Below are 12,970 nucleotides of genomic sequence, written 5' to 3'. Positions count from 1 at the left end.
GTCGCCACGGGCCGCCGCGACATCCGTGGTCACCACGGAACCACTACGGAATCACGGACGCAGCACCTTCAGCTCTGCCAGCTCGGCACGGCCCTCCGCAGCGAGGTCCGGTATGAGCGCGTGGGTGGCCGCTCGCTCGAAGCGGGCGCCGATCTGTTCGAAGGCGCCCGCTGCAGAACGGAGCGCGTCCTGGTCGCCGGTGGACCGGGCGGCGGCACGGGTGAGGCACGCGGCGGCCCAGTCGTTCTCGGCGCCGTCCGGCGCGGCCGCGGCGAGCCGCTCGGGTGCATCAGGCAGCCCTGCCACCACGGCGAGTTCCGCCGCACTGGCCCGCGCGTACGGCGCCCACCAGTACTCGCCGAATTCGGCGAACGCGCGCCGCACGACGTCGCTCGCCTGCTGAACGGCACCGAGATGTACGGCGACCCGGGCCTCCACGAAGACGGCCGGAGCGGTCAGCCAGGCCGCGTCCGCCGGATCGTCGGCCCCGGCGACCTCGAGCGCCCGCGCCTGCCACACCTCGAACAGCCCGTCGTCCCGCAGTCCGTGCACCATCGCCGCAGCGGAGATCGCGGACGCCATCCACTCGATCGGCGGTGTGCCCGCGCGCTGCCAGCGGTCCCAGAGCGCATCGGCGTGCTCGATGCAGGCGTCGAAGCGCCCGGTCAACGCGCACAGCCGAATCAGCCGCGGGAGCGAGATGTACGGATGATCGCCGACCGGGTCATCCGGCGCACCGAGCACCGACCACGCCGCCGTCAGATCGCCGACTGCCGTCGCGGTGGTCGGCGCGACGTGGAATGCGTCGATGATCTCGGCCGCGGCGTACGGCTCGTGGCGGGGGAGCGGCCTGACCAGCTGCATCCGTTCCACCGCGTACGAGCGCGCGTCCCGCAACCGCCCGGTGTTCGCGGCCGCGACGGTGAGCGCGTCGAGCGCTCCCGCTATCAGGACCGGATCGCCGGTACGCCGGGCCGCGTCGACGGCTTCGCGGGCAAGCTCCGGGTCGGCGCCGATCCGCCGGCCGCCGTGGTCCCATGCCTTCGCGGCGGCGAGCAGCGCGGCCACGTGTGAATCTCCTGGTACGGCGCTTTCCAGGGCCTCGGTCAGCAGCCGCTTGCTGTGCTCGACCGGCAGTTCGTAGAGCGTTCCCGTCGGGTACCGGTTCACCGCGATCACCGCCGATGCCAGCATGGTCGCCCGAACGTTGCCATCGGCAACCGCCCGGTCGGCGGCGTCGAGCAGCAGCTTCACGCCGGTCTCCGCGTCCGAGATCGCGAGCGTGGCATCCGCGGCCGATCGCAGGTCCAGCGCAGCGGAGACTCCGTCCTCGGCTCGCTCGGCCGCCGAGCGGTAGTGGTCGACGGACTCCACGAACTCACGCCGGGCGAAGCCGAGGTGGCCGAGCGAACGCGCCAGCCGGTGGGCCGTCGGGTCCGGTTCCGAGGCGGTTGCGGCCAGCGCGGCGCGGAGGTCGCCGACCGTTTCGTCGTACGGCGGTTGCCAATCGGAGCTGTCCAGCCGGGTCTCGAGCGCTCCAGCCGTATCGGCGGCCCAGCGCAGACACCGCTCTCGCGCGATCGACAGCTCATCGCCGGTGAGCTGCTCGCGGGCGAATTCCCGGATCGTCTCGAGCAGCCGCCAGCGCGATCCACGGCGTACGGCGAGGCTCTTGTCGGTGAGCCGACCGAGCAGATCGGCGACTTCGCCGCGACCAAGATCGGGGCTGGTCGCGCAGGCGGCGTCCAGGTCGAAGCCACCGACATAGACGGCGAGCCGGCGGAACAGCAGCCGCTCCTGGTCGTCCAGCAGATCGTGGCTCCAACCGATCACTGCGGCCAGCGACCGGTGTCGTGCGTCCACGCCACGGCCACCGGCGAGCAGCCGGAGCCGATCGTCCAGCGCAGCCCGCACCCCGTCCGCCCCCAGCGAGCCGATCCGGGCCGCGGCGAGCTCGATGGCGAGCGGCATACCGTCCAGCCGCGCGCAGATCTCGGCGAGGTCGTCGTCCGACGCGGTGAAGTCAGGGTCGACGGCCCGCGCCCGATCGATGAACAGTTCCGCCGCCGCATCCAGTGGAGGCAGCAGCACCGTCGCCTCGCCCGGTACGCCGAGCCGCTCGCGGCTGGTCGCGAGCACGGTCGCCTCGGGACAGGTCGTGAGCAACCGTTCCACCAGTACGGCGACCTCGTCGACCAGGTGCTCGCAGTTGTCCAGGACCAGGAGCGACCGGCCGGACTGCAGGTGCTCGCTCAGCACCTGCTCCAGACTCTGCGGCGGACGCTCGGTCAGTCCGAGCGCCGTGGCGACGGTCCGCGTCACCAGGCCGTCCCGGACCGGGACGAGATCCACGAACGCACCGGACGTACCCAGCTCGGCCGCCACCACGGCGGCCAGCCTGGTCTTCCCCATACCGCCGGGGCCGAGCAGAGTGACTAGCCGGGACTGCGCCAACGCGTCCCGCACCGCGGTCGTGTCGTGAGTACGCCCGACGAAGGTGGTGCGGCCCCCAGGCAACCCAGGCATCCCGGATCCGCGACTCCCGAGTCGCGGCCCGGCCAGATCGGCGAGCTCGCGGCGGTCCGTCACGCCGTACTTGCGCAGCAACGACGACACGTGACTCTCGACCGTCCGCACCGAGATGTGCAGCGCACCCGCGATCTGCGCGTTCGACCGATGCTCGGCCACCGCGGCGAGCACCTCGGCCTCGCGACTGGACACCTCCACCTCGTTCACGCGCCCCATCATGTCCGATCGGTGGCCTATCCGTGGTGGATCCGTGGTCGGCACGGATGTGCCGGCGGGCTGACGAAGAGACGGTGGTTGCACCAGAACAACTCACCTGGAGGCAATCATGAGTACGACGTTGACGACGGCGCGCCGGGTCCGGCCGGGAATCGTGGCGCTGTGGGTGGTGCAGGTCTTGCTGGCCGCCTCGTTCGTGATGGCGGCCCTGCCGAAGCTGACCGGGGACCCGGCGATGGTCGACATGTTCAACTCGGTCGGCGCCGGGCAATGGCTCCGGTACGTGACCGGCACGCTGGAGCTGGCCGGAGCGATCGGGCTGCTGCTGCCGCGGCTCTGCGGTCCGGCCGCGGCCGGTCTCACGGGGCTGATGGTCGGAGCGACGCTGACCAACGTGATCCTGCTCGGTGCCTCTCCGGCGATCCCGGTCGCGTATCTGCTGGTCGCCGCCGTGATCGTGTGGTTCCGGCGGGCATCAATCCGTGAGCTGGCCCGGCGATGACTATCGCGGCATTCGAAGGGCTGCTGGTCCGCCCCGGGGACGCGGGATACGACTCGGGGCGGGCGGTGTGGAACGCGACAGTGGACCGCCGCCCGGCGTTGATCGCACGCTGCGCGAGTACGGCGGACGTCGTCTCGGCGCTGCGCTACGGACGCGAGGCAGGCCTGGAGATCGGAGTACGTGGTGGCGGGCACAGCTTCCTCGGCCTGCCGGTGGTGGAAGGCGGTCTGCTGATCGACCTATCAGGGCTGGCTTCGGTCCACGTCGACCCGGTCAGCCGCCGGGCGCGGGTCGGCGGGGGCGCATTGCTGGGCGCCTTGGATGTCGGCGCCCAGCGGTACGGGCTCGCCACCACGGCCGGCAACGTGTCACACACCGGCGTCGGCGGGCTCACCTTGGGCGGGGGCGTTGGCTGGCTGGCCCGCGCGTACGGGCTGACCTGCGACAACGTGGCGTCGTACGAGCTGGTCACCGCGGACGGCGACGTACTGCGGGTCAGCGAGACCGAGCACCCGGATCTGTTCTGGGGACTGCGTGGTGGAGGCGGGAGCCTCGGCGTGGTGACGGCGTTCGAATTCCGCCTGCACCCGGTCGGCACGCGTGCGTTGGCCGTGGACCTGTTCTACGAGCTGGAGGATGCCGGTACGGCGTTGCGCGGCTGGCGTGACCTCTTCCCGGAAGCGCCGCGCCAGGCGACTCCGGTTGCCCGCGTCGGACGGCGGGACGAGTACGGCGGCCGCCCGATGGCCAGCATCGGGTATGTGTGGGTCGGGGACGTCGACGAAGGTCGCCGGCTGCTGGCGTCGTACCAACGGGTCGGGAAGCCGGTGGGGCAGAACGTCGAGGAGCTCAGCTATCTGGACCTGCAGACCTGGTCGGACGACGCTGAGCGGCACGCGATCCGCCGGTACTGCAAGGGGCACTATCTGCGCTCGCTGCCGGACGCCGCGATCGAGGCCTTCCTTGCTTGGGGCAATGATCCGCTGCGGCCGGGCGCGCGGCTGACGCTGAACGGCGGAGCCGTCAGGGATGTACCGGACGCCGACACCGCATACAGCCATCGCGATGCGCTGGTCGAGTTCACCACCGGCGCCGACTGGACCGATCCCGCGGAGGACGACGCCTACATCGGCGCGGCCCGCACGTACGCCGCCGGCCTCGAGCCGTACACCAGCGGCACCTACGTCAACACCATCGCCGACGAGGACGCCTCCGCAGCACGCCGCGCGTACTCACCGGACAAGCTGACCCGGCTACAGGAACTCAAACGCACCTACGATCCGGACAACGTCTTCACCCGAACCTCCCTGCCGACCTAGAGGCCGGCGACCAGGGTTGTGGTGACCTCGTCCAAGGAGTGGACGACGACGTCGGCCAGTGCCAGCGCGTCGTCCTGCGGCGGGTAGCTCGCGTTCGGTACTGCGATGACCAGGAGTCGTGCAGCGGACGCCGAGCGCAGTCCGTTGCTGGAGTCCTCGATGGCGACGACCCGGGACGAGTCCGCCCCGAGTCGCCGTACCACCTCGTTGTAGACCGCGGGCGAGGGTTTGCCCGCACCGACCTCCTCGGTGGAGACAGTGACCTGGAAGCGGTCGGTCAGGTGCGCCGAATCCAGCACGGTGTCGATCAGCCGTCGGGGCGACGACGACGCAAGCCCCAACGGCCAGTGACTCGCGAGCCGATGCACCGCGTCGACCGCTCCCGGCAGGAGCGGCAACCGCTCGCGATAGCGCGCCACCATCTCATCGATCACACCGGCGGCCACCTCGTCGGCCCGGCCCGGGACACCGACCACGTCGGTCAGGTACGCCGACCACTCCGGCGTACTCATACCCTGTAGGGCCCGGGTGGCGTCCGTGGGCCAAGCCTTGCCCGCAGCGGCGACGACGCTGCGTCGTACGTCGTCCCACAGCGGCTCGGAGTCGACCAGGACACCGTCGAGATCGAAGACCACCGCGTCCGTCATAACCTGATTTCTACGTGGGTTCCGTCGGGTTTGCCAGGGTGGCGCAGCCACAGGATGCCGGCTTCGTACCTCCTTTCGATGTCGTCGCCGTGGACCGCGGTCGGCTCGGACGGGACACGTAGTGCGGTTGTGACCTGTACGCCGCGCGGGGCCTCGCAGGTGAAGCGGATGCCGGCTGAGTCTTGTTGCCAGTCCACGACCCGACCCGCGGAGGCGAGGAGCGGCTCCTCGTCGTACGTCAGGTCGCGGAGCCACGTCAGTTGCCCAGGGCCCAGCTCGCGCCGCGTGACGATGCCGAGCTGCGGATCGAGCAGGTCGAGATAGTTGCCCTCGACAACATGGGTTCCGTCCAGTACGGCGCCGATGAGGTACGGACCGCGCTGCACCGACAGCCAGTTGGTGGACTGCCAGGTGTGGCCGCCCGCCTCGGCCAGCTCGCGGATCGCCGTCACCAGTTCGGCGGCCCGCTCCGGGGACTCGGTGAAGTCGGCCGGGCGGACCGGCAGGAACCGGACCCGGCCTCGGCCGATCGTCTGGACGGTCCCGTCGCGGTCCGCGCCGAGCGCCTCGGCGAGGTGGTCGGCGCAGGTGTCGTAGCGGCCGGTCCACCAGGAGCGGATCTTGTGGTACGGATCGGCGCCGTCGCCGACGTACAGCAGGCTGCCGCCGCGGCTGACCCACCCGGCCAGCGCGTAGTGGATGCTGGGCGCCAGCGGCTTCTGGAACTCGTAGCTCAGGACGAGTACGTCGACATCGTCCAGCGCATCGGGTGTGTCGATCACGTTCTCCAGCTGCACCGGAGCGACCCGCTGCCCGTCGAACAGCGGGGGCAGCGCGAGACCGTAGAAGTCGGAGAAGTGCAGCTGCTCGCGACCTTCCAGCGCCAGCGCGTCCTGGAGGCCGTCGTAGTGCCCGCTCTCGCCACCGGGGGACCAGCGCTGGAACATGGCGGTGTCCGAGAGCACGATCCCGATCCGTGGGCCTTCCTGAGCCCACCGGACGTCCGGCTGGTCCAGGTCGCGCAGGCTGTTCATGGCGATCAGGTAACTGGTGGCGGTGTCCGGCGGAATGAGTTCCCGTTCGGTGGATCCGTCGCGCAGGTACGGGCGGTTGAAGATCCGGTGGGGCCACGGCGCCACCTCGTACCGCGAGACGCCCGGGTGCAGCAGCGAGGCGATGAGCGTGCGCTGGTAGTTGGCCAGGTAGTCCTCCCAGGTGCGGTCCGGGTGGTCCTCGATCGGGTCGTGCAGGAACCACATCCGCCGGTCGGTGCCCCGGGTGAGGTCCTGCGCGATCCCGTACTCCAGGTACGCCGTCTCGAACGTGCGCTCGGCGACCTTGCCGGCGTACACGTTCGGCGTGCGGGAGGTCCCGGTCCACACCTGGGCGATGGCGCCGTCGATCGAAGGCAGCGTCCGCAGGCGGGATTCGGGGCTGATGATCTGCCACTGGGTGTAGTTCAGCAGGCTGTGCGTCGGGGCGTAGAAATGGACTTCGCGGCCCTGCTGGAGCGCTTCGTCGCGCAGTACGGAGGTGACGCGGTCGAGGCTCCTCGAGAGGAGGTGCTGCTTGAGCTGCCCGGCGCGGAAGTGGGCTTCGGGGTTGCTGTGCGGTGGCTGCCACGGCTCCTTGAAGAACGCCTGCCATTCCCGCTTGAACGCTTCCGAGTAGCCGGCGCGGGACCAGAACTCCGGCTCCTCGAGGTGGATGCCTTCGACGCCGAGCTCGATGATCGGCCGGAGCTTCTGCACGAGGTACTCGGTGAAGCTGAAGGTCGGGACCATGTACGGGATGTCGACGCTCTTGCCGTGCAGGATCGGCTTGCCGTCGCCCGCGGTCTGCGCGTCGGCCCAGTGGTCGGCGCCGTCCCACCTCCCGTCCAGATAGTCCTGGTACGTACCCCAGGAGATGCCCGTCATCAGATGGACGCGGTACCCGGCCTCCCGCCACCGGGCGATGCGCTGCGCTGTGGTGTCGTTGAGGCCGTAGACCATGACGAAATCGGTGCGCAGGTCGATCGATTCGTCGTACGGCGCTTGCTCCTGAAAGCCGGTCGCTTCACGGTGCTTGTCCGTCATACATCAACCCTGTCCGGTCCGGCACGCCGGGCGCCAGCGTGACGTCAGGAACTGGACACCAGCTGCGAGTTCTTCCCGTTCCGGCGGACCGATATCTAGTTGAGGAGATCGGCGGCCTGGAGTTGCTGCCAGATCTCGGCCTGGTCGACGACGGTGACGCCGAGCTTCTCGGCCTTGGTGAGTTTGGCGGCGCCGACGTCGGCGCCGGTGATGAGGAAGTCGGTGCTGGCCGAGACCGACGAGGCGATGGTCGCGCCGGCCTTCTCGCAGAGTCGCTGGAAGGCCGGGCGAGCCACCTTCTCACCCGAGCGTGGATCGCTGATGGAGCCGGTCACGACCACGGTCTTGCCGGCCAGCGGAGCCCCGGCCGCGACGACGGGCGGCAGGTCCTCCTCGCGTACGTCGAGCGAGACGCCGGCCGCCCGCAACCGCTCGAGCTCGGGCCGTAGCCGGGTCAGGTGCTCGATCAACGACGCAGCGACCTTGGGGCCGATGTCGTCCACCGCGACCAGACCCTCCTCGCCGGCGTCGGCGACGGCTTCCAGCGAGGCGAAGCCCGCCCGGCACAGCCGGGCCGCGGTGCCCTCGGAGGCCATCGGGATCGCGAGGCCGATCATGGCCCGGCGCAGGCCGACCTGACGGCTGGCGTTGATCGACTCGATCATCCGGGCGGCCGAGATCTCGCCGATGCGGTCGAACTCGAGCAGCCGCTCCGCGGTCAGGTGGTAGAAGTCCGACGGGTTCTCCAGGATCCCGGCGTCGGCCAGTCGCTCGATCCAGACTCCGCCGATCGCGTCGATGTCGGCCGCGGCGCGGGACGCCCAGTGGATCAGCCGCCGGACGGTCTGGGCCGGGCAGGAGACGTTGGTGCAGAACAGCTCGCGGCTGTTGCCCTGCTCGGTCAGCGGGAAGCCGCAGGACGGACAGACGACCGGCGGCACGATGTCCTGCTCGTCGCCGGTGCGCTTGGAGGCGTCGAGTACGCCGGCCACGAACGGGATCACGTCGCCGGCCCGGCGGACCAGGACCGTGTCGCCGATCTTGATGTCGCGGGCGCGGATCACCTCCTGGTTGGCCAGGGTCGCGCGGGTGACCGTCGTACCGCCGACGAAGACCGGCTCGAGCCAGGCGACCGGCGCGATCTTGCCGGTCTTCCCGACGTCCCAGACCACGTCCGCCAGCACGGTGGTCTTCTCCTCGGCGGCGAACTTGAACGCCAGCGCGCCACGGGGCGAGCTCGACCGGGTCCCCGCGGCGGCGAACGCATCGCGGTCGGCCAGCCGCAGTACGGCGCCGTCGAGGTCGTAGTCCAGGTCGTTACGCTGCTGCTCGATCGTGGTGATCACCGCCTGCGCCGCGGCCGCGTCGTCGCAGTGGCGCATGTCGGCGACGGTGAACCCCATGGTCTTGAGCGCGCGCTCAAGACCGGTGTCGGTGCTGTTGTCGGTGAGCAGGTCGAAGGCGAGGAACTGCAGCCGCCGCTCGGCGACGGTGGCCGGGTCCTTGGCGCGGAGCGTGCCGGCGGCGGCGTTCCTCGGGTTGATCAGCGGCTTGTCGGGGTGGGCCGCGTTGTACGCCGTGAAGGTGGAGCGCAGCATCACCGCCTCGCCGCGCACCTCGACGCGGTCCTGGACGTCGAGCTTGGCCGGGACTCCGTCGGTGAGCGCCCGCACCAGCGGGGTCACGTCGTCGCCCGTCGTCCCGTCGCCGCGAGTGATCGCGCGGGCCAGTCGCCCATCCTCGTAGACGAGGGCGAGTGACAGACCGTCCAGCTTCGGCATCACGACCACGGACTGGCCGGGGAAGCGGTTGAAGAAGGCCTCGACCTGCTCCGGGCGGGTCGCCTTCTCCAGCGACAGCATCGGCCGCGAGTGCCGGACCGGCGCATGCAGCACCGTCGGCGCGCCCACCTGCTCCAACGGATTCGGGTCCGGGGCCAGCTCCGGGTTGGCCTCGATCAGCGACCGCAGCTCGTCCTCGACCACGTCGTACTCCGCGTCGGCCACCACCGGCGAACCCCGGTAGTAGGCGTCCCGCAGCACGACGATCCGATCGGCAAGTTCCTGAATCCGCTCCCCAACATCCACAGCGAGGACCTTACCGGGGCCGTCCGACAACGTCAGTTGCTGCGAGCAAGGGCGTTACGCAGCTGACGGCGAGACGTGATTCCGAGCTTGGAGAACGTCTTGCGGAGGTGCCACTCGACCGTGCGGGGGCTGATGAACATCTGGGCCGCGATCTCGGGGTTGGTCATGCCGTCGCGGGCCAGACCGGCGATCTGGGCTTCCTGGGCGGTGAGGTCGTTGAACGTGTCCGGGCGGCGTTTGCGGACCGTCTCACCGGTCGCGAGCAGTTCGTGACGGGCTCGTTCCGCGAAGGCTCGGAGGCCCATCTCGTCCAGCTGCTCGTGCGCGAGGCGTAACTGTTCGCGGGCGTCGACACGTCGGCCTTCGCGCCGCAGCCATTCGCCGTACAGCAGGTGCGAACGGGCGATCTCGACCCGGAGGGTGGTCCGGCCGAGGTGGTCGATCGACTGACGGTACGCGTTCTCGTCGGCGCCGAGCAGCGCTCGGGTGCGCGCCTCGATCCCGCGTCCCCAGTCCGTCGGGGTCGCGGTGGTGCGCTCGGTCAGCCAGGCGAGGGTGGTCTCGACGAGTTTGGTGTCGCCCGTTCGCGATGCGGCCTCGGCCAGCTCGCCGGCCACGAGTACGCCGTACCCGAGGACGTCCTGCTCGAACACCTGCAGCGCCGCGTCCCTGGCGACGTCGTACCGGCCGAGACCGTTGTGTAGAACCGCGTTCGTGTACGTCGCGAACGCCGCCATCCGGCCCTGGCCCTGATCGGTCGCCCTTCGCGTGGCTGTGTCGATCAGCCCGCGAGCTGTCGCCTCGTTGCCGCGGAAGGCTTCGAGCAGCAGCCGTCCGGACCCGGTGCTGGGGTTGCCGGTCGCCGTGGCGATATCGGCGTCCTCGTCGACGAGGCGGGACACCGTTTCCAGATCACCCACCACACTGAGCAGGTTGGCGCGGAAGTTCAGCGCGAACTGCAGTTGGACGAGCGCACCGGTCGCGCGGGCCATCCGCTCCTGCCGGGCGGCGAGTTCGAGCGCGGCCTCGTAGTCCCACACCTCGATCGCGACGATGCCGCTGCCGCGGTTGCCGGCCAGCCAGAGCCAGTCGTCGGCGTAGTCGGCCTCACGCGCCTGGTCGAGCGACTGCGTGAGGTGGGGCGCGGCGGCCGCGTAGCCGCGGGTGAAGCGCAGCGCGAGCGCCTGCAGCAGCACGTCAGCCGGCGGATTCGATGCGGCCGGGGGAGGAGCCTCGGCCGCGGCGTAGGCGACGATGCCCGGCGCGTTCGGGCCGCTGGCCCAGATGGCGGCCGACATCGCTTCGAGGTAGGCCACCCGGGCGCGATCGGGGTCGTGCGGATCGAGTTGCTTGGCCGCGTCCAGCAGACCGCGGGCGGCGTCGCGGGCACGGCCCTGGTCGAAGGCGATCTCGCCGCGGAGCTGCTCGGCCTCCGCCGTACGCAGCGGGTCCGGGGGACCGGCGGTGACTGCGCGGAGCAGCTCCAGCGCGGAGTCGAGTGCGCCGCAGCTGCGCTTCGCCACGGCTGCGGCCAGCGTCCGTTGGGCTCTGCGGCCCGGGTCCGGGGTCAGTTCGGCGGAGCGTTGGAGGAAGGCCGCGGCCGAGTAGAAGCCACCGCGGGCCTGGGCGCGCTGTGCGGATCGTTCGAGCTCCGCCGCGACCTCTTCGTCGGGCCGAACGGTCGCCTGGGCCCGATGCCACGCGCGCCGGTCCGGGTCGACGTCAGGATCGGTGGCGTCTGCGAGGGCCTGGTGTACGGCTTGCCGATCCTGCGCCGTCGCCGTCCGGTACGCCGCGGAGCGCACCAGCGGATGCCGGAACGCGATCTGCTGGCCGAACGTGATCAGTCCCGATTCGATTGCCGCCGCGGCCGGGTCGGCGCCCAGGCCGAGTTGCTCGACCGCTCGCCAGAGCAGGGTCGCGTCGCCGAGCGGTTCGGCCGCTGCGACAAGCAGGAGCAGCCGGGTGTCGGCCGGCAGTACTTCGAGTCGCCGTACGAAGCTGTCCTCGATCTGGCCGGCGAGCGTCGTACTGCGAAGACCGTCGGCGAGCTCGGCCGCGGTCCAGGCGCGGGGGAGCTCGAGCAGGGCAAGCGGATTGCCCCGGGTCTCGGCCACGATCCGGTCGCGAACGCGCGGGTCGACCGGTCCAGGCAGCACCGACTCCAGCAGGGCCCGGGCGTCGGCGTCGTCGAGGCCGCGGATTTCGAGCTCGTTGAACCCGGTCAGCTCGTGGTCGGCTCCGTCGCGGACGGCGAACACCATCACCACCGACTCCGCCTCGAGCCGCCGGGCGACGAAGGCGAGGATCCGCGCGGACATCAGGTCGAGCCACTGGGCATCGTCGACCACGCACAGGACGGGCTGCTCGGCTGCCGCGTCGGACAGCAGGTTCAGTACGGCGAGGCCGATCAGGAACCGATCCGGGGCCGGTCCGCTCAGCCGGCCGAACGCAATCCCCAGCGCCTCGTGCTGCGGCCTCGCCAGTCGCTCCATCCGGTCGAGGAACGGGCGGCAGAGCTGATAGAGCCCGGCGTAGGCGAGCTCCATCTCGGACTCGATGCCGACGGTCCGCGCGACCTGGCAGCCTTGGACGCTCGTGGCCAGCGCGTCGAGCAACGCCGACTTGCCGGCGCCGGCTTCGCCGCGGAGTACCAGGGCGTCGCTGCGTCCTTGCCGGGCGGACTCGAGCATCCGGGTCAGTACGGCGAGCTCGTGCTGCCGGCCCCGCAATTCACGCTCCGCCATTCGATCAGGCTTTCACCGCGATCGCCTGGAACGCAAACGCTCACACGGCACCCGCCCCGACAACCACCACCGGCCCACGAGCCAGCCGCAACACGTCGTACCCGACTGATCAGTTCGACCTGTTGGTGATCTGCTGGAGGGCCCAGGTGTTGCCGTCCGGGTCGCTGAAGAAGACGAAGCGGCCCCACGGGAACTCCTGGACCTCCGACACCTCGACCCCGCGTCCGGCGAGCTCGGCCCGCGCCGCGTCCGCATCGTCGACGACGATCTGCAGTCCGCGCACCGATCCCGGCTCGCCCTGACCCATGCCCGTACCGAGCGCGATCGAGCACGCCGATCCGGGCGGCGTGAGCTGCACGAACCGCAGTTCGTCGCTCACCTGGTGGTCATGATCGGCGACAAACCCGACCTGCTCGGTATAGAACGCCTTGGCCCGATCCACATCCGACACCGGCACCGACACCAGCTCAAGTCTCCATTCCATGCGCGCAACCTACTACGCTCACCCCCATGAGCAGCCTCTTCGGGAGGGTCCTGCAGGCACACCAGTGGATCTACGAACACACCGACGGGTTCCTCGGCCACCGGTTGTTGTTCGGCAACCCGACTCTGTTGCTACGAACAACCGGCCGCCGCACCGGGGTACAACGAACGAACGGCCTGACGTACGCCCGCGACGGCGACGACTATCTGGTGGTCGCATCACGCGGAGGCTCCGACAAACCACCCGCCTGGCTGGGCAACCTGACCGCAGACCCGCACTCCTTCCGACCCTAGTGTGCCTGGGCGGTCCATCAGGAAGCGCGCTGCCTAGGTGGGGAGCCTGGTCGCTGGTCCAAGCCGAC

The 12,970-nt window shown here is 70.4% G+C and carries 9 protein-coding genes; 3 read left to right on the top strand and 6 right to left on the bottom strand.

Annotation, left to right across the window (positions count from 1 at the left end; genetic code table 11):
* Window positions 1-51: 51 nt before the first annotated feature.
* Window positions 52-2,736: an ATP-binding protein gene (locus OHA18_RS38330; protein WP_329000285.1), complete on the bottom strand. Its 2,685-nt coding sequence runs from the start codon at window positions 2,734-2,736 to the stop codon at window positions 52-54.
* Window positions 2,737-2,854: 118 nt separating this feature from the next.
* Between OHA18_RS38330 and OHA18_RS38325 the strand changes: the two genes are divergently transcribed.
* Window positions 2,855-3,247 (top strand): DoxX family protein, encoded by a 393-nt coding sequence (locus OHA18_RS38325; protein ID WP_329000284.1) that lies wholly within the window; start codon window positions 2,855-2,857, stop codon window positions 3,245-3,247.
* Window positions 3,244-4,566 carry an FAD-binding oxidoreductase gene (locus tag OHA18_RS38320; protein ID WP_329000283.1) on the top strand — a complete coding sequence of 441 codons (1,323 nt, stop codon included), beginning with the start codon at window positions 3,244-3,246 and terminating at the stop codon, window positions 4,564-4,566. Before OHA18_RS38325 ends, OHA18_RS38320 begins: the two co-directional genes overlap by 4 nt.
* Here OHA18_RS38320 and OHA18_RS38315 read toward each other — a convergent pair.
* The 5 genes from OHA18_RS38315 to OHA18_RS38295 all read right to left on the bottom strand — a co-directional run bounded on the left by OHA18_RS38315 (window position 4,563) and on the right by OHA18_RS38295 (window position 12,609).
* Complete coding sequence (locus OHA18_RS38315; protein WP_329000282.1) at window positions 4,563-5,213, bottom strand: HAD family hydrolase; 651 nt, start codon at window positions 5,211-5,213, stop codon at window positions 4,563-4,565. The two genes, OHA18_RS38320 and OHA18_RS38315, sit on opposite strands and share 4 nt — an antisense overlap.
* Window positions 5,210-7,291 (bottom strand): hypothetical protein, encoded by a 2,082-nt coding sequence (locus OHA18_RS38310; RefSeq protein WP_329000281.1) that lies wholly within the window; start codon window positions 7,289-7,291, stop codon window positions 5,210-5,212. The genes OHA18_RS38315 and OHA18_RS38310 overlap by 4 nt, the downstream gene beginning before the upstream one ends.
* Before the next feature lie 95 nt (window positions 7,292-7,386).
* Window positions 7,387-9,378: an NAD-dependent DNA ligase LigA gene (gene ligA, locus OHA18_RS38305; protein ID WP_329000280.1), complete on the bottom strand. Its 1,992-nt coding sequence runs from the start codon at window positions 9,376-9,378 to the stop codon at window positions 7,387-7,389.
* Between the two features lie 32 nt (window positions 9,379-9,410).
* Window positions 9,411-12,125 (bottom strand): helix-turn-helix transcriptional regulator, encoded by a 2,715-nt coding sequence (locus OHA18_RS38300; RefSeq protein WP_329000279.1) that lies wholly within the window; start codon window positions 12,123-12,125, stop codon window positions 9,411-9,413.
* A gap of 109 nt (window positions 12,126-12,234) precedes the next feature.
* On the bottom strand, window positions 12,235-12,609 hold the full coding sequence (locus OHA18_RS38295; RefSeq protein WP_329000278.1) for a glyoxalase superfamily protein: 375 nt from the start codon (window positions 12,607-12,609) through the stop codon (window positions 12,235-12,237).
* Window positions 12,610-12,635: 26 nt separating this feature from the next.
* Between OHA18_RS38295 and OHA18_RS38290 the strand changes: the two genes are divergently transcribed.
* On the top strand, window positions 12,636-12,902 hold the full coding sequence (locus OHA18_RS38290; protein WP_329000277.1) for a nitroreductase/quinone reductase family protein: 267 nt from the start codon (window positions 12,636-12,638) through the stop codon (window positions 12,900-12,902).
* The last annotated feature ends 68 nt before the right edge of the window (window positions 12,903-12,970 follow it).

It is taken from the genome of Kribbella sp. NBC_00709 (assembly GCF_036226565.1).
In the GTDB taxonomy this organism is placed as follows: Bacteria; Actinomycetota; Actinomycetes; order Propionibacteriales; family Kribbellaceae; genus Kribbella.
The sequence above is the reverse complement of the archived record's forward strand: the minus strand, read 5'-3'. Positions and strand labels throughout refer to the sequence as shown.